This is a genomic window from Archangium violaceum Cb vi76 (assembly GCF_000733295.1).
Lineage (GTDB): Bacteria > Myxococcota > Myxococcia > Myxococcales > Myxococcaceae > Archangium > Archangium violaceum.
This window is the reverse complement of sequence record NZ_JPMI01000055.1, coordinates 68,811-90,336: the sequence shown is the minus strand read 5'-3', so window position 1 is coordinate 90,336 and position 21,526 is coordinate 68,811. Positions and strand designations below refer to the sequence as shown.

Here is a 21,526-nt window from a genome sequence, read left to right as displayed (position 1 = left end):
TTCATGGACACCACGCCTTTCAATGCCTGGAAGCTCGTCAGCCTCTCGCCGCTGCCCGTGTGGGCGCTGGTGCTGCTGGGCGTGGGCCTGGCGCTCGGAGTGGGGCTGGCGGCGTGGGGCGTGCGGCGGGAGCCGGCGCGGCCGCGGCGGTGGGCCCTATGGTCGCTGCGCGTGGGCGCGGCGCTGGCGGCGCTCTTCTTCCTGCTGGAGCCCGGCATCCGCAACCTGCAGGTGGCGCGGATGAAGAACCGGCTGGCGGTGCTGGTGGATCGCTCGGCCTCGATGAACTTCCCGGTGGAGCCGGGAGGCGTGACGCGCTCGGCGCAGGCGGCGGCCTTCCTGGAGAGGGCGGCGCCGGGGCTGGCGGGGTTGCAGGACCGGTACGCGGTGGAGGTGTACGGCTTCGATCCGGAGCTGGCGCCCACGTCGGCCGAGGCGCTGGCGAAGGAGCCGGCGCGGGCGGGGACGTCGGACCTGTTGTCGGCGCTGCGCTCGGTGGGCGCGGGAGCGCAGGGGACGAAGAAGCTGGGCGGCGTGCTGCTGGTGAGCGACGGCGCGGACAACGTGGAGCTGGCGGGAGGCGCGGTGGGCCGGGCGCGAGCGGCGCTGGCGGACCTGAACGTGCCGGTGTCCACCTTCCTGGTGGGGCGCGAGGCGCTGAAGGATCTGTCGGTGGAGCGGGTGAAGGTGGACGACTTCGCCTTCGTGCGCAACTCCATCACGGTGGAGGTGGAGGTGCACGGCCGGGGCTTCTCGGGGCAGGACGTGCCGGTGGTGCTGAAGCAGGAAGGCAAGGTGGTGGCGAGCAAGTCGGTGCGCTTCGAGTCCTCGGATGACGTGAAGCCGGTGGGCTTCACCTTCACGCCGGACCAGACGGGGCGCTTCGTGTACACGGTGAGCATGCCGGTGTACCCGGACGAGGCGGTGGGGGACAACAACACGCGCTCGTTCGTGCTGAAGGTGATTCGGGACCGGGTGCGCGTGCTGCTGGTGGTGGGGCGGCCGTCGTGGGACGAGCGCTTCCTGCGTGGGCTGTTGCGGCAGGACGCGAACGTGGACCTGGTGTCCTTCTACATCCTGCGGACGATGTCGGACGACCCTGGGGTGGTGAGCCAGGAGCGCGAGCTGTCGCTGATTCCCTTCCCGATGGAGGAGATCTTCGACACGAAGCTGGACACGTTCGACGTCGTCATCTTCCAGAACTTTGGATACACGGACACGTCGCTGTCGATTGCCCAGTACGAGCGCAACCTGGAGCGCTACGTGCACAACGGCGGGGCGCTGGTGATGATTGGAGGAGACAGCGTGTTGGGCGAGGGCCGAGCGAGCATGCCCACGCTGTACGAGACGCTGCCGGTGGAGGGAGCGGGCCCGGCGAACGTGGAGTCCTTCAAGGCGCGGCTGACGCCGGAGGGAATGCGTCACCCGGTGACGGCGATGGCGTCGGGAGGGGCGGGGACGGAGACGGTGTGGGCGGAGCTGCCGGCGATTCCGGGAGCGAACCAGACGCGGGCGAAGAATGGGGCGACGGTGCTGCTGGACCATCCGTTCATGACGGTGGACGGGAAGAACGCGCCGCTGGTGGCGGTGTGGGACTACGGGCGGGGCCGGTCGATGGTGGTGGCGACGGACGCGAGCTGGTACTGGGCGTTCACGGCGCACAAGGGAGGCTCGCCGAGCCGGGCGTATGACCGGTTCTGGAGCAACGCGTTGCGGTGGCTGGTGAGGGATCCGGACCTGACGACGCTGAACGTGACGGCGGATCCGCCCGCGGTGGAGCCGGGCAAGGCGGTGGGGGTGGTGGTGTCCTCGAGGACGGCGGACTACCAGCCGGCGCAGGACGCGCAGGTGCGGGTGGAGCTGGTGTCGGTGGATTCGCAGAAGCCGGTGGCGGTGCAGACGGGACAGACGGGCCCGGATGGAGTGGTGCGGCTGGAGTTCGCGCCGCCGGCTCCGGGGCCGTACAAGCTGGTGGCCACGGCGAAGAAGGGCGAGACGGATTTGGGGAAGGGCGAGGACGCGGTGGCGGTGCGAGCGGTGGGCCCGGAACTGTCGGACGCATCGGTGCGGCCGGAGTTGATGGAGCAGATCGCGAAGTACACGGGAGGCAAGGCGTTCCGGCTGCCGATGGATGGGTTGCCGGACGACGTGCCGCTGTTGGATCCGCCGGTGGTGGAAGTAGGCCGGGCGAAGGACCGGCCGCTGTGGGATCGCTGGTACTACCTGGTGGCGCTGGTGGGGCTGCTGGGGACCGAGTGGTTCCTGCGCCGCCGCTTCGGGTACGTGTGAAGAATCACTTCTGAGCAACCACTCCGCGGAACCAATCACCCGTGGAGCCAATCACCCCTCGCCCTCCGGGAGAGGGACGGGGTGAGGGTGCCCGTGCCCGTGTTCCAGTCCGTGAGCGCGCTGGCTGTTCAGGCCTCAATGAACTTGATGCCAGTAATACCATCGGCCTCCATCGCCTGCTTGACGTACTCGGAGACGACGAGGACGACCTTCCAGCCCCAGGGGCGGAAGATATGGGCGTCCCCTACCTTCGTGGGGTCCACTTTCAGCCCGCGAACGTTCTTGTATCCGCCCAACTTTTCCGGGCGGCCGTCCTCTGGCTGCCAATAAAACACCTCCTCACTCCGGGCATCGTCGATGCACCGGATGACCTGCAAGGCATTGAGGATGAACCAGGGCTCCGTTTGTCCCTCTATGTCCACGGGGATGAACTGCACTTCCTTCTGGAATCCCAGACGTTCGAAGCGCGAGACGACCCGTCGGTGGACGACGGGAATCCCCACGGACTCCGTGTATTCGAGCGCAATGCCCGCTGGCTTCACGGACAATCGGATCGGCCTCTCGATTTCCAGGACTCGCCCCTCGGTGAACCGCCAGATGTCAAACCATTCCTCCCCGTCCTCGGCATCTTCGTGAAGAGGCATCCTCAGGTGCCAGCGCCCTGGGATGTATTTATTGTCGTGCATTTCGTAATACTTCATCTGCGCTGTCATGGTTTCCTCGTAGCGAGCTTGTTGAGTGCGGAGCCCGGTGTACAGACTTCCCCCGCAATCTCATTGAGCGCCCTCACGAGTTCCGCTCGGCACCTGGCTTGAGGCCGACAGCCTCCATCGCCTCATTCAATCGCTGGAAGACTTCGCTGTGATACGCTTCGGGGTGGGGCCCCTTGTGGTCTCGCAGGTAGACGATGTTCGCCGGGTCATCCAGGCTCATCGCACGCGATCTCCCCGGTGCGTATACTTGTGCCCAATGCAATCCCTCCATCTCCGCTATCTCCTCGTGCTCGCCATCGTGGGCACCGCTGGTATCGCTGCGGCTCAGCAGGGCACGGAGGGCAACGTGCTCAGGGTCGCGCTCTCGGGCGAGTACATGCCGCTGCACGGCTTCAAGGACGGAGTCGCCACCGGCCTCGAGGCGGAGATCGCTCAACGCCTGGCCCGGCGCCTCGGTGCCTCGGTGGTGTTCGTGGACACCCGGCGCGAGCTCGGCAAGGGCTCCGTCGAGGCGGTGGCCAGTGGCGAGGTGCACATCGCCCTCAACTCCATCACCCCGACTCCGGAGCGCGAGAAGCTCGTGGCCTTCACGTCTCCGTACCTCCTGATGCGCTACCGGCTCGTGGCCAGGCCCGAGGCTGTCGTGGGCGCCCTGGGCGAGGTTCGCGGCCGTGTCGCGGGCACGGCTCTCGCGTTGCGCGCCGTGGAGTCGGCTCTCCCCTCGGCCCGGCGTGTTCCGGCGCAAAGCACCGCCGCGGCGCTCAAGCTGCTCCTCGCGGGCAAGGCGGACTTCGTCGCCGATGAAGAGGTCGGGCTGGCACTGGCCATCCAGAAGATGCCGCTGAAGCTCGTGGGGGCATCCTTTGGCGAGTCACCCCTGGCCATCGCTGTCCCCAAAGGGGAGACGTGGAGGTACGAGCAGGCGCTGGGGGCTCTCTGGCCGGAGATCGAGCAACTCAAGGCGCAGATGGGCTTCTCCTCCGCGTACGAGCTGTCCGTCTTCGTCAAGAAGGACAAGCGCGCACGGGTCGAGGCGCTGCTCTCCGCGGGGATCGACCCGAACACTCCGGGCGAAGACGGCAGGACGCTGCTGCGGTGGGTGCTGGGTGCTCATAACGCCTCCATGGCCCTGTTGCTCGTGAAGAAGGGCGCCTTGCCGCCATCACCCGGAGAGGTGAATGAGAACGAGCGGAAGGGGCTCTACGATCTGTTCGTCGCCGCCGCCGCCGAGGGCGATCTTCCGGCCGTGCGTCAGCTGCTCGCGGCGGGCGTCAAGGCCAATCTCAGGGATGACGGCAGGCAGAACCGCACCGCGCTGATCGCGGCGAGCGCCCATGGCCATCTCGAGATGGTCCAGTTGCTCCTCGCGAACGGGCCCGGTATCGAGATTCGTGATTCCGAGGGCAACACGGCCCTGACGTACGCCGTCCGCGAAGGGCATACGGCCATCGTCGATGCACTGCTGAAGGCCGGCGCCAGTGTGCGGACCCTGGCCGAGCCGGGACGCTCGCCCCTGCATGAGGCCGTCGATCCAGCCAGCGCGGAGTTGCTCCTCGCCGCGGGGGCCGAGCTGGATGCTCGGGACAAATCCTCTTCGACGCCGCTCCTCTCCGCGCTCGGACGCGAGAAGCCCGAAGTCGCGAAGGTCCTCCTGAAGCACAAGGCGGATGTCCGGCTCGCCAACCTTCGTGGTGTCACGGCGCTGCATGCGGCTGCCCGGTTCAGTACGGAACTCTCTTCCCAGCTCCTCGATGCGGGCGCTCCTCCCGATGTCAGCGACTCTCGGGGGCAGACGCCTCTCTCGCTGGCGCTGGAGGCCAAAAACCTGGAACTGGTCGAGCTCCTGCTCGCCAAGGGGGTCAGGCCCAACATCCAGACCCTCTGGCAGGCGCTCAAATGCCAGCACGAGAAGTGCAAACCGCTTCCGGCGCTCTTCGTGAAGTCCGGCGTCGACGTCAACGCGGTAGTAGAGGCAGGAGACAAGACCGCGCTTCACCTCGCGAGCGAGCGCATGTCTCCGGAGGTGGCGAAAACCCTGCTCGACCTGGGAGCCGACCCCAACCGGAAGAACACCAGCGGACTCATGCCGTTGCAGATCGCCGTGAAGGAGAATCCGCCGGTCGCCCGGCTCCTCGTCGACAAGGGGGCCCAGCTCGACGTTCGTGACACCCACGGGTGGACGCCCCTGCTGATTGCCCTGTTCGATGAGCAGCTCGGATTGGCCAGACAGATGGTCGAGGCGGGGGCGGATCTCTCGCTTCGCTATCCGAGCAACGGCGAGGAGTATCCCCAGCCGTTCGTGACGCTCGTCGCGCGGCGTTTCTTCCAGGATGAGGCTCTCGGGGACCTGCGCTCCCTGCTGTGGACCTGGACCAACCGGAAGCAGGGAGTGCCCCTCCTGGCGGATCCCTCGGTGGAGGCTCCGTTGGTCGCGACCATCCCCTTCATGACCGAGCTCACGGTCCTGCGGAAGCGGGGTTCGCCTGTCGAGGTGGAGGGGGCGCGGGGACGCTGGACACAGGTGTCCTGGGGGAAGAAGACCGGCTGGGTTTTCGATGCCTTCCTCTCCTCGCGGAGAGACCTGCCCATCAGGGGGCTCGAGCTCCTGGCGGGCTTCCCAACCGACTGGAATCTGCTCCGCAAGCACGGGCAGAACTACACCTACGTGCATGGCTGCTCGGGCGAGTCGTTCTTCGGTGTCGAGATCTCGCTCGCCAACGATGAGAGCCGCGGCATCCGGCCCCAGTTCGTCCTCGTCGGCGGACCGGACAGCACCTTCTACCGCATCATCGATGTCCAGAGGCCCTCGAAGAACACATTGGAGTTCACCCTCTCCTGGGGCTCGGAGGTCTTCACGATCGACTACGAGCGCATCAACGACGCGGTGGGCTTCTGGAGTGGGCGGATCTTCAAGGGTCCATGGATGCAGGACGACGGCATGTACCTCGCCGACCACGCACGTCTGTCCCGATTCTCTGAGGTCTGTGAATCGATGGAGGACTGATCAGCCCCGCCGCTTCGTTCCACTCCGGGCGGCGGGTGAGACCGGGTCCTTCGGCAGGTGTCTCAGCCCCATCCACCCGAGCGCGGCCACCTGCCGTGCCACGTGGTCGATGGAGAAGGCGCGGCCCTCCGCCGCCCACCACTGCCCCACCTGGGTGACCATCCCGACGAGCGCGTTGGCGTAGATGGGCGCGACCTTCGGGTTGTAGCCCGCGCGCTCGAACTCGCTCTGGAAGATGTCTCCCACGCGCTCGGCCAGATCGTCGATGACGCGCGTCAATCCTCGCCGGGCCTCGTCGTTCGGCGAGTCTCGCGTGAGCACGGCGAAGCCCGCCGGTTCCTCCTTCACGTACGTCATGAAGGCCATCACCGCGGCCTCGAAGCGCTCGCGTGGGGTGCCCTTCGCGATGCTCTCCGACACCCGCGCCACCAGGTTGTCCATCTCCCGGTCCACGATGGCCGCGTACAGGCCCTCCTTCGCACCGAAGTGTTCGTAGACGATGGGCTTGGACACCCCCGCCTTCTGCGCGATCTCCTCGATGGAGGCCGCCTCGTAGCCGTGTGAGGCGAAGACCGACCGTCCTACCTCCATCAACTGCGCCCGGCGCTCCGCACCCGAGAGGCGTTTTTTCCTGGTCACGTTGACCTCGAACCTACGCTTGGGTAGGTTACCGAACCGAAACTTACTCGGCGGTAACCCGCCGGGGAAGAGGGAGCCCTCGTGTACCTCGCCGCTTGCTTCGTTGTCTTCGCCATCGCGTGCCCGCTGAAGATCCTCACGATTCCAGTGGGTTTCGAGGCCGGGGCGCGGTCATGAGCGCCGCGGAGGCCGTGGGCGAGAAGCCCCGGATGCGGGGTGTGCTGCACCAGTTCGCGGCCGCCGTGGCACTGGGGGCGGGGCTCGTTCTCGTCTCCATGGCGCCCGGCGCGCGGGCCGCCACGGGGGCGGCGCTGTTCTCCGTCAGCCTCATCACCCTGTTCGCGGTGAGCGCGACATACCACCGGGTGAACTGGTCCGTGCCGGCGCGGGCGTGGATGCGGCGGATGGACCATGCGTCCATCTTCATCCTCATCGCGGGCACCTATACGCCCGTGGCCCTCATCGGCCTGCCGGAAGCGGTGGGCAACAGCCTGCTGCGTGCCATCTGGGCCGGCGCGCTGTTGGGGGTGCTGCAGTCACTGTTCTGGGTGAACGCACCCAAAGTCATCACGGCCGCGCTCGCCGTCGGGGTGGGCTGGACGCTGGTGCCCTATATGGGCGAGGCGTACCGCTCGCTCGGCGCGACGCAGCTCGCGCTCATCCTCGCGGGTGGGGTGGCCTACACGGCGGGCGCGCTCGCATACGCCTTGAAGCGGCCAAACCCCCGGCCCGGGGTGTTCGGCTACCACGAGGTGTTCCACGCGCTGACCATCGTCGGCGCGGTGCTCCACTTCACCGTGGTGGTGCTGCTGGTCCGCTCCGCTCCCGCCTGAGAGGGGCCGCCTGAGGCGTCCTGCGGCCCCGGGCGGCGGCCTCGCGTGTCCTTGGCCAGGACGTGACGGCTACTTCTTCGGCAGCAGGGCGTCGTCGATCTGGCGGGCGCGGATGGCGGCGGGGCGGCTGTTGATGCGTTCGGCATAGCGCTCGAAGACCGGGCGCTTCTCGATGCTGCCGAACTGCATGCCCCATCCAATCTGCGAACCGGTGTAGACGTCCGCGGCGGTGAACCGGTCACCGGCGAGGTAGTCGCTCTTCGACAGCGCGTTCTCGAGCGCATTGAGGACCGAGTCGAGGCTGCCATAGCCCACCGTCCCGGCCCGCTCGGGCGGGACCTGGAAGCCCATGGCCTTGTTGGAGACCGCCGACTCGACGGGGCCGGCGCCGAAGAACAGCCAGCGGTAGTAGGGGCCTCGCTCGTGGCTTCCCGGCGCGGGGGCCAGGTTCGCCTGCGGGAAGACGTCGGCGAGATAGGTGCAGATGGCCGCGGCCTCGGTGACCACGGTATCGCCGTGGCGGATCGCCGGGACCTTGCCCATCGGGTTGATCGCCAGATACGCGGGCGCCTTCATCGTCGTACCGTACTCGAGCACCTCGGTTTTATACGGCTGCCCGATCTCCTCGAGCATCCAGCGCACGATCCGGCCGCGCGACATCGGGTTGGTATAGAAGACGAGCTCGTCGGACATGGTTCGCTCCTTGGGGTTGGGGCCGCGACCCTATCCCGATCCGTGGCGCGGTGGGCGGGAGAGCTTCTACGGCTTGGGCGGCTTGGGCATCGGGCGGATGGGACTGTCGCCAAGCTCACGGGTCACGGGCTTCGACTCCAGCTGGCAATCGTCCGGAGAGAAGTGGTTGTGATGCGAAAACTTCACCGTCAGCCGATGCTTGCCGGGTGGCACGGGGTATTCCGACGAGAGCTCCACCACCGTGCGGTAGGTCGCTCCGGGCTTCAATTCGATGAACCGGCCGGGCGGGGCCCGCTTGGCCATCATTCCCTGATAGGCGATGCGCTGGCCGTCGACCTCGACCTGGAAGAGGTTGTTCGACAGCTTCCCCTTCTCGGCGACGCTGGGCCCGTCGAGCTGGAGCGGCCGCGTGAGCGAGTTGGAGATCTTCAGCTCCACGGAGTACTTCCACCCGTCCGGGCCGGGGGTCGCCTCGAAGAGGCTGACGGCGACGGGCCAGGTCAACAGTTTCGCCTCGCGCGTCTTCAGGTCGACCAGGTGGCGGACACCCACCTCGTCCTCGATGAGCATCGACGTTCCCGTCGCGTCGAGCGTCATCGACTTGAAGAACACCACCTGCACATCGGTCTCCACCTGCTCGTCGACGAGGTATTTGAAGACCTCGACCTGCCAGAGTGGCTTGCCGGACGTCTCGTCGACCACGAAGAGCACGCCACTGTGGGACGACCGGGATTCGTAGCGCACGCCGTCCCGGGTGATGGGGGCGATGACCGGTGGCGGGGGTCTGCTCGCGGAAGGGGGCGAGGTCATGAAGAGGCTCTCCTGAATAGTGGAGGGCGAAGCATGTTCCATCACTCTAGCGCCCGCTGGCGTGTCCGTGACGCGTTGGTTGCGGCTTCGACAAAGCGGAGTTTCGCGGTCATTGCTTGTGGCGGGGGACGCACGCCCGGGTTAGGCCGAGGGCCTCGCGGCGCCTGCCGCCGCAGGAGGGAATCATGGAATATCGCAAGCTGGGCCACAGCGGCCTGAAGGTGTCCAACCTGTGCCTGGGAACGATGACGTTCGGCGAGCCCGCCGAGGGCTCGATGATGCACGGGGTGGCATCGGACGAGAAGACGTCCTTCGCCATCATGGACCGGGCGCTCGAGGCCGGTATCAACTTCTGGGACACGGCCAACGTCTACGGCAACGACGGGCTCACCGAGCGCGTGCTGGGCAACTGGTTCACCCGCACGAAGCGGCGCGACGAGGTGGTGCTGGCCACCAAGTTCCGCTTCCGTATGGGCAAGGGGCCCAATGACACGGGGGCCTCGCGTTATCAGATCCGCTCGGCGGTGGAGGGCAGTCTGCGCCGGTTGCAGACCGACCGCATCGACCTGTACCAGGTGCACATGCAGGACATCGACACGCCCGAGGAGGAGACGCTCCGGGCGCTGGAGGACCTGGTGCGCCAGGGCAAGGTGCTCTACATCGGCGCCAGCAATTACGCCGCCTACCGGCTGGTGGACAGCCTGTGGACCAGCAAGACGCAGCACCTCTCGCGCTTCGTGGCGTTGCAGGCCCAGTACAGCCTGGTGGTGCGCGAGCTGGAGCGTGAGCACGTGTCCGTGTGTGAGCAGTTCGGCCTGGGCATCCTCCCGTGGTCACCCCTGGCCGGGGGCTTCCTGTCGGGCAAGTACCGCAAGGGCCAGCCCCCGCCGGACTCCTCGCGTCTGGCGAAGTGGAAGGACCGGCTGGCGGGCTTCGACACCCCACGGAACTGGCGCATCCTCGAGGCGGTGGACGCGGTGGCCAGCGAGCTGAACGCCTCGGCCTCGCAGGTGGCCCTGGCGTGGCTGCTGCGCAAGCGCGCCGTCACCTCCGTCATCTTCGGCGCTCGCACCGTGGAGCAGCTCGAGGACAACCTGAAGGCCGCCGAGCTGAAGCTGGAGGATGCCCAGTTCAAGCGGCTGGATGAGGCCAGTGCCCTGGAGCTGGGCTACCCGTACGACTTCATGCAGCGCATCCAGGGCCGCTGGTAGCGGCCGCGTCAGGCGTCCCCTCCTCGGGGGCCAGGGCGAGCTCTTGCCCCCCGAGCAGCTCGACGAGACCGCGCTGCTCCAGGTGGCGCTGGACGAGTGACGCGGGCGTCCTCTCGGTTCCCTGGCTGGAGCGGCGCGGACTGGTAGGGTAGGGCGCATGCGGCTCGATGACACGCAACGAGAGGCGATGATCCCCCTTCTGCCCGGGAAGCGGCCGTGGCGCCAGGTGGTCCTCCTGGGTGGCCTGGCGCTGATGGGCGGGTGTGATGGAGGTGAGGTGCCGCCAGAGGAGCGCCCCACCTTCAGCCAGGACGTGGTTCCCCTCTTCCAGGGCTCGTGCGGCTTCGGCTCGGGGTGTCACGGCACGGCCCAGCCGGCGGGCCACGTGCAGCTCACCCTCGGCTCCGGGGATGCCGCCACGCTCCTGGCCCGGTTGAAGGAGAAGAGCGTCCGCGAGCCCTCGTTGCCGCTGGTGGACCCGGGCAATCCCTCGGGAAGCTTCCTGCTGCACAAGGTGACGGGGGACTACACGGGCCTGCCGTGCGCTCCGAGCGCCTGTGGCGAGCGCATGCCCCAACGCAGCACCCCTCTTCCCCAGGAGAGCCTCGACATGCTGGAGCTGTGGATCCAACAGGGCGCCGTGCTCGAATAGAGGGGATTCATGAAGCTCCACGCCATGGCCTCCTGGAGATTCCTCACCTGCCTGGGCCTGCTGTCCGCGGCCTCCGTGCATGCACACGGGGGCTTGATGGAGACAGACAGCTACACCTCGCGACGGGGACACCCGGAAGATCGGTTGATGGGCTTCACCCGGGGCACGCTCATCTCCCGTGATGACGGTGCCTCCTGGCGCTGGGTGTGCGCGGAGGCCATGGGCTATGGCAGTTGGCCCCCGGAGCGCTACGTGTGGCTCTCGGGTGGGGACATCCTCACGGCCACGGGCAAGGCGCTGTTGCGCTCGCGTGATGGAGGGTGCACCTGGGTTGCCTCCACGGCGTTCCAGGACCTCTGGGTCTCCAGCCTCGCCGAGCACCCCACGGATGGCTCCCTGCTCTACGTGGCCACCGGAAGGCCCGCGATGACCAACCTCCTGTTCCGCTCGCGGGATGGCGGGGAGACGTGGACGCCCACCTCGCTGAGCCGTGAAGCCGTCTTCTCCGCGGTGCGCGTGGCTCCTTCCGACCCGAAGCGCCTCTACCTCAGTGGCTGGAAGGGCTACGCCATGTACCTCTTCCGCAGCGGTGACGAGGGCGAGACGTGGGAGGACCTGCCCCAGACGTTCCCCGCGGGGCTCGAGGGCGCGTATGACTTGAAGCTGCTGGCGGTGAGCCCGGCGAATCCGGATGTGCTGTGGGCGCGCGTGTCCTCGTGGACCCCGGCGGGCGGCGTCCTCTACACCGTGCTGCGCAGTGACGACGGGGGCCGCACGCTCACGTCCGTGCTGGCGCAGGAGGATCCGCTCGTCAACATGGACGTCTCAGCCGATGGCCGGACCACCTGGGTGGCGACCTACAATCACCTGTTCCGGGGCCGCGAGGGAGAGTCCATGCTCCCGTTGTCGCTGCCCACGGGCAACGCGTGCGTGACGCGCGAGGGCGGCACCCTCTTCGCTTGCGGCTCCACCTGGGTGCACGAGTGGGCCCTGGCGCGCAGCACCGACGAGGGCACGTCCTGGGAGCCCCTCTTCAGCCTCCGCGGCGTCCAGGGCGTTCACCAGTGCCCGGCGGGGACGCCCGTGAAGGAGCTGTGCACGCCACTCTGGCCCCAGCTCGCGCAGCAGCTCGGGGCACCCGTCGACCCCGTGCCAACGGACGCTGGAACGCCCGACGGGGAAGTGCCTCCGAAGCCGGACGGGTGCGGCGCCACGGCTGGGAGCGCGGGGATGGCCCCGCTGCTCCTGTCCATCCTGCTGCGCCGGCGTGGGCGGCGCGAGGAGTGAGCACCGCGCCCCAGGTGGTTCCTGGAGCGCGGGTCATTCAATCGCTACGGGCAGGGCGAGCCCAACACGTAGCCCGCCTTGCAGATACACCGGCAGTAGGCATCCTCCCCGGGTACGTTGCAGGCGGGACGTACCTTGATGGTCTTCTGAAGGACCTTCTTCTCCAGACGATCCTTCAGGATGACGATGAGATCGTACTCCTGGTCGTAGATGTCCTTGTTGGACCACTGGTTGGGGCACAGCGTCACGTTGGAGAACGAGGCGTCGTCCAGGTCGATGTTCGACCCCCGGCCGTCCGGACCTCGCTGCAGGTTGGCGGTCCGTGAGTCGAGCGTGAGCCTGCCGGTCTCGGGATTCTTCAGCGCGCCCAGGATGCTCACACCACAGGGATCGATGTTGATCACGTCGTACACTCCGACGAACGACACCCGCCCGCCCTGGATCGGTTCGATGACCGTGAGGGTGCTCCCCGTGGTGAGCGGATAGGACGTCCAATCAGGCCCCAGCGCCTTGATCTTGAAGTCGAGCGCCCCATTGGGATCCCCCAGGTAGGGGACGCCGCACGGTGTGTTGGGAATGGTCCCCGCGTCAGGTGTCGTCCCCGCATCCGGAGTCGTTCCCGCGTCAGGGGGAGGAGTCCCCGCGTCCTCGGTCGTGCCCGCGTCGGGAGCCGTGCCCGAGTCGGGGATGCCCGCGTCCTCGGTCGTACCCGAGTCGGGGATGCCCGCGTCCTCGGTCGTGCCCGAGTCGGGGATGCCCGAGTCGGGGATGCCCGAGTCCTGGTTCGTACCGGCGTCCTGACGGGTCCCCGCGTCCGGCGTGGGGTTGCCGCCATCCGGGTCACAGCTCATGACCAGACAGAGCGACAGCAGGACGACGGGGACGGACTTCATGAGATGCACTCGCATTGCGGCCCTGTCAGAAGCAGTTCACGTCGTCCTGCTTCGGGTAGTAATAGATGAAGGCATTGCAGTGCTCGTTCTGATCCACCTGCGGTCCGAAGGTGTAGCAGCAGTCGAGCAGCCGGTCGGGAGTCGAGTACTTCTCCTTGTCGAACGCATCCAGGGCCGCGCAGCCAATGGGAGGAGGCGTCCACTCGTAGTTGCACGTGTACCAGATGCCACTGCCCGCGGGCAGCGTGCGGTCCAGCTCGGGCGAGCGCGTCATGGGCGGATCGTCCCACACGTCCGAGGTGTAGAAGCGCTGATCCTCCGGGGGCCGCTCGAGGCTCATGCCGTCCCAGGCGTAGATGCGGAACTGCTTGCCCCGGCTGTGGAAGTGGCCGTTGGCCCCGATGATCTGCACGGGGTTCTTGTTGTTGAGATTGCAGGTCCCATCGAAGACGGGCGTGGGGTTCTTCGTGCAGACGCGGATGGACTGCTTGGTGGCGAAGATGGTGCCCAGCTCGTGCTTCACCTGCTCCTTGGGGATGGCCCAGAAGTTCACCCACACCCGGCCGTAGTTCTGCGGCGTCTTCTGGGTGGAGGCGTTGACGAAGTGGGACTGCAACATCAGCCACTCGTCCGGCTGGATGACATTGGCCACCCCCTCCGGATACGTCCAGTCGATGGTCCCATCCTGCTGCGTGTTGGCCAGCAGCGGCCAGTCCGCCCAGTTGGCGCTGTTGAAGCAGGGGCCCGAGCCGTTGGAGGCCGGCTGGAACTCCCCGTTGGCCGGGTCCAGCCCCACGATGGTGCGCACCCGGTAGATGTTCATGTGGTGCGAGCCATCCCGCTGGGAGATCTGGATGCGGTGCAGGTTGATGGGCTCGTTGGCCGGCATGCCGTTGGCCGCGGCAATGTCCCCCGCCTTGAAGAAGTAGCAGTCCTGCTGCTCGACCCCCTGGGGGACCTCGGTCTCCCGGGTGACGTACTGGAACCCCTGACCCGCCGGAACGGGGTCCAGGGCGAACTGGTCTGTCGGGGGATCGACGGTGCCGGGACAGGCCGTGTTCGTCAGGGCGAGCAGCGAGAGCAGGGCGAGCGGTCTTCTCATGGGGCTCCTTCGGGTAGAAGCGGTCGGATCGACCCACGAGCATCCTGCACTTCCCCTCGAAAAGCACCCCCACACGGGGCTGGAGTGCTTCCGAGCAAGCAGCCTCCTCTCCGGCCCACCGAGGCCATGGCCGGGAACTCTCACGAAGTGGGAAATGCGTGCCCCCGCTCGGGCGGTGCTGGCATCCTGGAAAGACTCGTACGAGGTGGTGCGCACATGAGCCAGAAACCGGAGCACCCGGCCGTCGGGCTCGGGGTCATCATCCAACGGGGGGAGGAGATCCTGCTGGGCCAGCGCAAGGGCTGGCAGGGGGGCTTCTACTCCATTCCTGGCGGGCTGCTGGAGGTGGGAGAGAGCTTCGAGGAGGGCGCCATCCGGGAGGTCCGGGAGGAGACGGGCCTGGAGTTGATCGACCCGAGGGTCATCGCCGTCACCAACAACCTCGAGACCTTCCGGCGGACGGGCAGGCACCACGTCTCGGTCATCCTGTACACCCAGCGGTTCCGGGGAGAGCCCGGGGTGATGGAGCCCGACAAGTGCGCGGGCTGGGGCTGGTACGATCCGCGCCAGCTTCCCGAGCCCCACTTCGAGGCGAGCCGGCGTGGGGTGGCGTGCCTTCTTCGGGGGAACTTCTACGAGCGCGAGTCAGGGGAGGGGTGACCCCGCAACGCACCGAGTCGCCAGTGGACGGCGTACCGTCCGCTGACGACTCGGGCAACCGCGTGGCTCTCGGCTTCAGGCCAGGACGTAGTCGCGGCAGTTGCCACCACCGAAATAGCCACCAGAGATAGCCAGACCGCCGCGGATGTTCGTCTTGATCTTCATTTGTGTGTGCTCCTCGTGGGTTATCGACTTCATTCCTATTGAGAGCGGGTGGGCGCGTTTGTGATTCGCGTGGTTTCCTCCGTATTTTCGACGGTGATTTCCAGCTCATCCCGGAGCAACTCCATGAGGTCGGGCAGCGGGCGTGCGATGCCGATGCGCAGCCGGTGGCTGAGGGAGAGATCCGCACTGGAGAACTTCCGCTCCGGGTGGGGGCGCTGGAGCAACGCATTGACCTGGCGCTGAATACCCTCGAGGGCGCGCAGCGCGGGGCGCTCGATGGACAGGTACTCCGCCAGCGCGTCCGCGATGGCCCCCAGGACGTCACTCCGGGCCTCCGGGGTCGCGTCCGCGCGTGAGCGGAGCAGCTCACGGAGCCTCAGACGCGCCCGCGCATCCACCGCGTCGTGCGCGGGGATGAAGGCGTCCTGGAGGTGCCGCGGCGTGTCCTCGCGGAAGCCCGTCAGGAGGTGCAAGGCGTTCTCGTACTGCTCGACGCGGCGGGACTCGACCTGAGCCCGGGTGGAGGGCTGGTTCAGTCCCAGGGTCTCGATCATCCGCCAGTCGCTCTCGACCCGGGCGCGCAGCCGCCCCAGGAAGCCACCCGGCTCGTCCTCCACCGGGAGGAGCGCCGAGCGGAGCGCGTCGTAGGCTCCGCACATGCGGCCCCAGAGGTTGAACTGGAGCGAATAGAGCAGGAGCCCCCGCATCGCGTAGTCCACGGCGGCGGGGATGTCCGCGGCCCACTCCGGCATGGGGGCGGGAGGACCCTCCACGGGCTTGCCATCCATCAACGTCGCGAAGAACTCCTCCACCATGTGCGGGGGGCCGGCGCAGACGCCGCGGCTGGAGAGGAACTGGTTCTCATGCTCGCTGATGCGGTACAGCTCGGCGGGCGTGATGGGCGTGTCGTACGGCCTCGGCTCCGCCGGGTGGTAGAGCAGATAGGCCGCCACCATTCGCACTCCATCCGTCACCCGGAACATGGAGGACAGCACGGGATCCAGCTCGCCATTGGGGACGGGGTCGTTGCCGCGCATCAGCAACAGGGTGGGGAGGGCCAGCACGGCCACGCAGACGGCGTGGAGATCCCCGACCCGCCAGCGTCCATCCGGGAGCAGGGGACGGCGGCGCAGGTATTCCTCGCGGACCGCGAGCACCCCCCGCAGCACGGCCTTCCAGTGCCGTGTCATCGACCGGAGCGCCGTCACGTTCATCATCGCCTCGTCCCGGAAGCGGCTGCCCGGGTAGGGGCACGGCTTCCACTCCGTCGGAAGCTTCATGCGCATGGCCACGGGGAAGACGTTCATCTCCCCGACATGGCGTCCCTCCGCGTCGAGCGCCGGGTGGGCGATGCGATGCAGCGGGAGCACCGCCTCGAGGAAGCTCAGCTCCAACGGACGTCCCGTCAACCGCTCCATGACGCGGGGGCAGTCCGGGTTCCACCACAGGGGCTCGGTGGGCGCTTCCCGGAGGGCCTCGGCCTCCAGGAACCGCTGATGGATGTCTCCCCGGGACGAGGGCTTCGGGGCCTCGCGCGAGAGGATCTCCTCGGCCAGGAGGGCCTCGAGCAGCTCCCTCACGCGCTCCCAAGGATAGGGCGCTCCGCCGCTCCACGTGGTGGCGCTGCCGGCCATGAACTGGTCCTGCTGGAGCAGGGCCTCTCCGAAGGCGTGCAGGTCCGGCTCGTCGAGGGTGATCTCCTTGATGCCGAAGAAGAGATGCAGCTCCCGGTTGCCCTCGGGGGTGGTGATGTACTCGCGCGTGAAGCGACGCCGCATGGGCACGTACAGCGTCTCGTGGGGATCAACGGGTACGGCTTCCTGACTCATTCGAAGGCTCCTGGGAGCAAGCCCGGGAGCTCCAGCCGCGGAGGGGCTGCTCCGTCTGGGTGTGGTTCATGCGGAGTGAGCACGGGCGCGCGGGTTCGTGATGAGCGCGGGTCCACGTCCCGGACGTCTGCCTGGCGGGCGGACGGCAGGGCAGACGGTTGTATGTCCAATGTGACAACCGCTCAATCCAGACACAAACAGGGTTCAGCCATCGCGAGCCGCTCAATGTCTGTCGAAGCAGCGCCGCGTGCCGTTGCCTCCGCGTGATGCGCTGATGCTTGTTTCTGGCGCGGCGGCATATACCACACCTGCCTCGGGGCAGGTCAATGCGTTGAGTGTCGGTTGCGGGGGGCCGCGCCCTCTTGAGAGAGGGGAGCCGAAGTGTAAAATTATATCAATACGTCACGGGGTGGACGCGCCTGAATGGGGCTTTGGGTGTCCTTGACGCCGCGCGAAATGAAGGGTAGCCAGATAGTCGGCAATTCAACGAATGCCCGGTAACCACCGCACCGCGTATTCTCCGGCGGCTCCTGCCCTGGGGGCGGGCAAGGCGGAGGGCAGTCCTCTCACCCTCGGAGGCAGCCATGAGATTCACCACGTATTGCCGCTCCATCCTGTTCACTCCGGCGCTGGCGGTCGAGCGGTTCGCCCGGGGGCAGCAGTCCGGTGCAGACATGTCCCTGGTGGATCTGGAGGACTCGGTGGCCGCGCCCTTCAAGGACGCCGCGCGGAGCAAGGCGGAGGCCTTCTTCACCGCGCCGCGCACCGCGTCCGGCCGCCGGGCCATCCGCATCAACTCCATCACCAAGCCCGAGGGCATGCGCGACCTGCTCGCCATCCGCGACTACGCCTCCAAGCCGGATGTCATCATGCTGCCCAAGACGGAGTCTCCGCGGGACCTGGAGATCGTCGAGCAGGTGCTCGGCCCCGAGTGTGCCCAGGTGGACCTGCTCGCGCTGGTGGAGACCGCCCGCGGCATCGAGAACGTCGACGCCATCTCCCGCGCCACGCCGCGGCTCAAGGGCTTCGTCTTCGGCTCGGCGGACTTCTCCTTCAACATCGGAGCGTCCCTGGCCTGGGAGCCCCTGTATTACGCGCGTGCGCGGCTCGTCACCGCCGCGCGTGCCGCCAACCTGCACGTCATCGACTCGCCGTTCTTCGACATCCCCAACGTGGAGGAGCTGCGCCGCGAGGTCTCGCTCGCCAGGAACATGGGCTTCAGCGGCAAGGTGGCCATCCACCCGGGGCAGATTGAGATCATCCAGCCCGGTTTCTCCCCGGACGAGCGCATGCTGGCGAAGGCCCGGAAGATCCTCGCCGAGAGCCAGGCCAAGGACTTCAACATCGCCGTCGTGGATGGGACCATGATGGGGACCCCGTTCATCGAGGCCGCCCGGCGGATGCTCGAGGAGTTCGGCAATCGCGAGGGCTGAGCCCCGCGCACCCTGGCAGCACCACACCTACGTCAGCCAACCCGTGAGAGGAGTCTCCATGGAGTCGAGCACTGCCCAGAATGTCCTGGGCCCCCGGCAGTACCGCAACAACGAGAAGATGATCGCCCTGGGCGACCGCGGTTGGTTGCGCGCCGCCGAGGACGGGCTCATCGGCATCAAGGTGGACTTCGACTCCAACAACCGGCTCATCGACCGGCAGCACAACCATGAGTTCATGGTGCTGTGCTCGTGCTCGTACCTCGGGCTCAACCACCACCCGAAGATCCTCCAGGGCGCCATCGACGCGCTGAAGGAGTGCGGCACCACCAGCCTGTCCCTGTCCACCGTGCGCATCCGGCCGAACCTGCTGGTGCGCCTGGAGGAGGAGCTGAGCTCGCTCTACGGCGGCCCGGCGGTGCTCGGCGCCACGTGCAGCGCGCTGTCCGCCGGCATCCTGCCGCTGATCGCCTCGGGCCACCTCACCGAGGATGGCAAGCCGCGCGTCATGGTGTTCGACCGCTTCTGTCACTTCTCCATGGCCTACATCAAGCCCATCTGCGGCGATGAGAGCCTGGTGCTGACGAGCCCCCACAACGATCTCAACTTCCTGGAGGACGTCTGCAAGAAGTACCCGCGCGTGGCCTACGTGGCCGATGGCGCCTACTCCATGGGAGGACTCACCGCGCTCGAGGGGCTGCTCCAGCTCCAGGAGCGCTACGGGCTCTTCCTCTACTTCGACGACTCGCACTCGCTGTCCATCACCGGCAAGAACGGTGAGGGCTACGTGCGCTCGCGCATCAAGATGAACCCGCTGACGCTCATCGTCGCCTCGCTGGCCAAGGCGTTCGGTGCGTCCGGTGGCGTGGCCATGCTGGGCAGCGACAAGATCTTCGACTTCGTCAACCGCAACGGCGGTCCGCTGGCCTGGTCGCAGAACATGCAGATTCCCTCCATCGGCGCCTCGCTGGCGAGCATCGCGCTGCACCGCTCGCCCGAGCTGGGGCAGCTCCAGGAGAAGCTGCAACGCAACATCGAGTGCTTCGACAAGGAGTTCCCCACGAAGCAGGCCGGCAATGGCATGCCCGTGCGCCTGCTCCAGGTGGGCGAGGAGGAGAAGGCCGTCAAGCTGTCCAAGGAGTTGTACAAGCGGGGCTACTACTGCTCGGCGGTGTTCTTCCCCATCGTCGCCAAGGGCGAGGCGGGCGTGCGCCTCATGCTGCGCGCCGACATGGAGCTGGAGCAGGTCCGCGCCTTCTGCGCCACGGTCAAGGACATCGTCGCCAACTTCTGATCACCGCCCTCGGCGGCGCGAGGACGAGCCCTCATGGATGGCACCGGCATCACGGGATACAAGCAGGTCGGACCGCAGCGGTACCGGGAGGTCATTGGCTTCTACTTCGATGACTTCACCGTGGGGGATGTCTTCGAGCACCGTCCTGGCCGGACGGTGACGGAGGCCGACAACCTCCTCTTCAACCTGCTGAGCATGAACCCGTCACCGCTCCACATCGACGCGGCGTATTGCGAGGAGACGCAGTGGGGCAAGCCCCTCATCTCCTCGCTGGTGACGTTCAGCATCGTGTGCGGCATGAGCGTGCGCAGCACGAGCGGCCGGGCCGTGGCCAACCTCGGTTGGGATAAAATCCGCCTCACGCATCCCGTCTTCGCGGGGGACACCCTCTACGCGGAGAGCCGCATCCTGGCGAAGCGGCTCTCCGAGAAGCGCCCGGGCGAGGGGATCATCACCTGCGAGACGGTGGGCCTCAAGTCGACGGGTGAGAAGTTCCTCTCGTTCGAGCGCAGCTTCCTCGTGCCAACCCGCGAGAAGGGTGTCGAGGAAAAGGCGGGGTACTGAGCACCATGCGAGCCATTGTCTACGAGGGCCCTGGCGGGCCCGAGGTGGTGAAGCTGCGCGAGGTCCCCAAGCCGGTGGCCACGGGCGACCTGCTGTTGGTGAAGGTGCACGCCAGTGCGCTCAACCGCGCGGACATCCTCCAGCGCCAGGGCATCTACAAGGTGCCCGAGGGCCAGTCGGCCATCCCCGGCGTGGAGATCGCCGGCACGGTGGAGGACTGGGGGGAGAACGTGAAGGGCTTCGTCCGGGGACAGCGCGTCTACGGCGTGGTGGAGGGCGGCGCGTTCGCCGACTACTGCCTGCTCGACCAGGGCATGGCCAACCCCGTCCCCGGGTCCTTCGGCTTCCGCGAGGCCGCGGCCACCTCGGAGTCCTTCCTGACGGCCAACGAGACGCTGTTCACCCTGGGTGGGCTCCAGCCCGGACACACGGTGCTCGTCCACGCGGGCGCCAGCAGCATCGGCACCACCATGGTGCAGATGATCAAACACATCGGGGCCACCGCGTACTGCACCGTGGGCTCCCAGAAGAAGGTGGAGGCCCTGCGCGCCATCGGGGCGGATGAGGCCATCCTCTACAAGGAGCAGGACTTCGCGCGCGAGGTGATGCGGCTGACCGGCGGCGAGGGCGTCGAGCTGGTGATGGACTTCATCGGGGGCGCGTACCTGGAGCGAAACCTGTCCCTGCTCAAGCACGAGGGCTGCCTCGTGGTGGTGGGGCTGCTGGACGGAATGTCGGCCGGGTTGGACCTGCTGCGGGTCGTGCAGCGCCGGTTGCAGATCAAGGGCTCGTCGCTGCGGCTGCGGCCGATGAACGAGAAGCGCCAGGTGAACGCGCACTTCCGCCGGCGTTGGCTGGAGGTGCTCGACCGGGGGCAGCTGCGTCCCGTGGTTCACGCGGAGTATCCGCTGGAGCGGTTCTCGGAGGCCCAGGCGGAGATGGAAGCCAACCGCAACATCGGGAAGATCGTTCTGAGCCATGGTTGATTTGAAAGACTTCCTGGCGCGCGAGGGCGTGGACGCGCAGCTCATCGAGCTCCAGGTTCCCATGAAGACGGCGGATGCCGCGGCGCAGCAGCTCGGCATTCCGGTGGGCGGCATCTTCAAGTCGCTGGTGCTCCGCGCGGACACGGGCGAGGTGCTGGTGGCCGTACTGCCGGGCGACAAGCGCGTGGACTTCAAGGCCGTGGCCCGCGTGGCGGGGTGCGCCAAGGTGGCGTTCGCCAGCGAGGAGCTCGCCCTCCAGGAAACGGGGTATCCTCCCGGCGGCACTCCGCCACTGGGTTACCCCAAGCCCCTCCGCGTCATCCTCGATGAGGCGGTGCTCCAGTACCCCGAGGGGTACGGCGGTGGCGGCCGTCCCGAGCTGTTGCTCCGGATCCGGCCCCAGGAGCTGTTGCGCGTGACGAAGGGCACCCTCGGGTGCGTGAGCCGGTAACTCCCCAAGCGAGGATTCGCA

General features: G+C 67.4%; 19 protein-coding genes and 1 pseudogene. 12 read left to right on the top strand and 8 right to left on the bottom strand.

Annotation, left to right across the window (positions count from 1 at the left end; translation table 11 throughout):
- Positions 1-3: 3 nt before the first annotated feature.
- The gene (locus Q664_RS09350; RefSeq protein WP_043392367.1) at positions 4-2,289 is read left to right on the top strand and encodes a glutamine amidotransferase; all 2,286 of its coding nucleotides are present in this window, start codon (positions 4-6) and stop codon (positions 2,287-2,289) included.
- Positions 2,290-2,417: 128 nt separating this feature from the next.
- On the opposite strand, the gene Q664_RS09345 is transcribed toward Q664_RS09350, so the two are convergent.
- Positions 2,418-3,002 carry an imm11 family protein gene (locus Q664_RS09345; RefSeq protein WP_043392365.1) on the bottom strand — a complete coding sequence of 195 codons (585 nt, stop codon included), beginning with the start codon at positions 3,000-3,002 and terminating at the stop codon, positions 2,418-2,420.
- Positions 2,999-3,228 (bottom strand): annotated as a pseudogene (locus Q664_RS63180) (AHH domain-containing protein); the annotation flags it as partial. The pseudogene Q664_RS63180 and the gene Q664_RS09345, both read right to left, overlap by 4 nt.
- A 30-nt stretch (positions 3,229-3,258) precedes the next feature.
- Here Q664_RS63180 and Q664_RS09340 point away from each other — a divergent pair.
- A complete protein-coding gene (locus tag Q664_RS09340) occupies positions 3,259-6,006 on the top strand; it encodes an ankyrin repeat domain-containing protein (RefSeq protein ID WP_043392362.1) in 2,748 nt (915 codons plus the stop codon).
- On the opposite strand, the gene Q664_RS09335 is transcribed toward Q664_RS09340, so the two are convergent.
- Complete coding sequence (locus Q664_RS09335; RefSeq protein WP_235216622.1) at positions 6,007-6,645, bottom strand: TetR/AcrR family transcriptional regulator; 639 nt, start codon at positions 6,643-6,645, stop codon at positions 6,007-6,009.
- 173 nt (positions 6,646-6,818) lie between these two features.
- On the opposite strand from Q664_RS09335, the gene trhA reads away from it, so the two are divergent.
- The gene (gene trhA / locus Q664_RS09330; RefSeq protein WP_043392360.1) at positions 6,819-7,478 is read left to right on the top strand and encodes a PAQR family membrane homeostasis protein TrhA; all 660 of its coding nucleotides are present in this window, start codon (positions 6,819-6,821) and stop codon (positions 7,476-7,478) included.
- Positions 7,479-7,547: 69 nt separating this feature from the next.
- Here trhA and Q664_RS09325 read toward each other — a convergent pair whose 3' ends face one another.
- Together Q664_RS09325 and Q664_RS09320 are read right to left on the bottom strand one after the other, a co-directional pair.
- Entirely contained in the window at positions 7,548-8,171 is a 624-nt protein-coding gene (locus Q664_RS09325) for a glutathione S-transferase family protein (protein ID WP_043392359.1), read from the bottom strand.
- A gap of 66 nt (positions 8,172-8,237) precedes the next feature.
- Positions 8,238-8,981 carry a hypothetical protein gene (locus tag Q664_RS09320; protein WP_043392355.1) on the bottom strand — a complete coding sequence of 248 codons (744 nt, stop codon included), beginning with the start codon at positions 8,979-8,981 and terminating at the stop codon, positions 8,238-8,240.
- A 185-nt stretch (positions 8,982-9,166) separates the two neighbouring features.
- Here Q664_RS09320 and Q664_RS09315 point away from each other — a divergent pair, with 185 nt between their 5' ends.
- The 3 genes from Q664_RS09315 (at position 9,167) to Q664_RS09305 (ending at position 12,131) form a co-directional block, all read left to right on the top strand.
- On the top strand, positions 9,167-10,192 hold the full coding sequence (locus tag Q664_RS09315) for an aldo/keto reductase (protein WP_043392353.1): 1,026 nt from the start codon (positions 9,167-9,169) through the stop codon (positions 10,190-10,192).
- Between the two features lie 187 nt (positions 10,193-10,379).
- Positions 10,380-10,844, top strand: a complete 465-nt coding sequence (locus Q664_RS09310) for a hypothetical protein (RefSeq protein ID WP_152622006.1) — start codon at positions 10,380-10,382, stop codon at positions 10,842-10,844.
- 9 nt (positions 10,845-10,853) lie between these two features.
- A complete protein-coding gene (locus Q664_RS09305; RefSeq protein WP_043392348.1) occupies positions 10,854-12,131 on the top strand; it encodes a WD40/YVTN/BNR-like repeat-containing protein in 1,278 nt (425 codons plus the stop codon).
- A 44-nt stretch (positions 12,132-12,175) separates the two neighbouring features.
- On the opposite strand, the gene Q664_RS58920 is transcribed toward Q664_RS09305, so the two are convergent.
- Together Q664_RS58920 and Q664_RS09290 are read right to left on the bottom strand one after the other, a co-directional pair.
- A complete protein-coding gene (locus Q664_RS58920) occupies positions 12,176-13,024 on the bottom strand; it encodes a hypothetical protein (RefSeq protein WP_052517888.1) in 849 nt (282 codons plus the stop codon).
- A gap of 25 nt (positions 13,025-13,049) precedes the next feature.
- Entirely contained in the window at positions 13,050-14,126 is a 1,077-nt protein-coding gene (locus Q664_RS09290) for a hypothetical protein (protein WP_235216621.1), read from the bottom strand.
- Positions 14,127-14,342: 216 nt separating this feature from the next.
- On the opposite strand from Q664_RS09290, the gene Q664_RS09285 reads away from it, so the two are divergent.
- Complete coding sequence (locus tag Q664_RS09285; RefSeq protein WP_043392346.1) at positions 14,343-14,786, top strand: nucleotide triphosphate diphosphatase NUDT15; 444 nt, start codon at positions 14,343-14,345, stop codon at positions 14,784-14,786.
- A 200-nt stretch (positions 14,787-14,986) separates the two neighbouring features.
- On the opposite strand, the gene Q664_RS09280 is transcribed toward Q664_RS09285, so the two are convergent.
- Positions 14,987-16,780, bottom strand: a complete 1,794-nt coding sequence (locus Q664_RS09280) for a hypothetical protein (protein WP_043392344.1) — start codon at positions 16,778-16,780, stop codon at positions 14,987-14,989.
- A gap of 584 nt (positions 16,781-17,364) precedes the next feature.
- Between Q664_RS09280 and Q664_RS09275 the strand changes: the two genes are divergently transcribed.
- Genes Q664_RS09275 through Q664_RS09255 form a run of 5 tightly spaced genes read left to right on the top strand, consistent with a single transcriptional unit; the run spans position 17,365 to position 21,505 of the window.
- Positions 17,365-18,213 carry an HpcH/HpaI aldolase/citrate lyase family protein gene (locus tag Q664_RS09275; protein WP_043392342.1) on the top strand — a complete coding sequence of 283 codons (849 nt, stop codon included), beginning with the start codon at positions 17,365-17,367 and terminating at the stop codon, positions 18,211-18,213.
- A 58-nt stretch (positions 18,214-18,271) separates the two neighbouring features.
- Positions 18,272-19,504: an 8-amino-7-oxononanoate synthase family protein gene (locus tag Q664_RS09270; protein ID WP_043392340.1), complete on the top strand. Its 1,233-nt coding sequence runs from the start codon at positions 18,272-18,274 to the stop codon at positions 19,502-19,504.
- 33 nt (positions 19,505-19,537) lie between these two features.
- Positions 19,538-20,068, top strand: a complete 531-nt coding sequence (locus Q664_RS09265; protein ID WP_043392338.1) for a MaoC family dehydratase — start codon at positions 19,538-19,540, stop codon at positions 20,066-20,068.
- 5 nt (positions 20,069-20,073) lie between these two features.
- Entirely contained in the window at positions 20,074-21,054 is a 981-nt protein-coding gene (locus Q664_RS09260) for an NAD(P)H-quinone oxidoreductase (protein WP_043392335.1), read from the top strand.
- Complete coding sequence (locus Q664_RS09255) at positions 21,047-21,505, top strand: aminoacyl-tRNA deacylase (RefSeq protein ID WP_043392334.1); 459 nt, start codon at positions 21,047-21,049, stop codon at positions 21,503-21,505. The genes Q664_RS09260 and Q664_RS09255 overlap by 8 nt, the downstream gene beginning before the upstream one ends.
- Positions 21,506-21,526 lie beyond the last annotated feature (21 nt).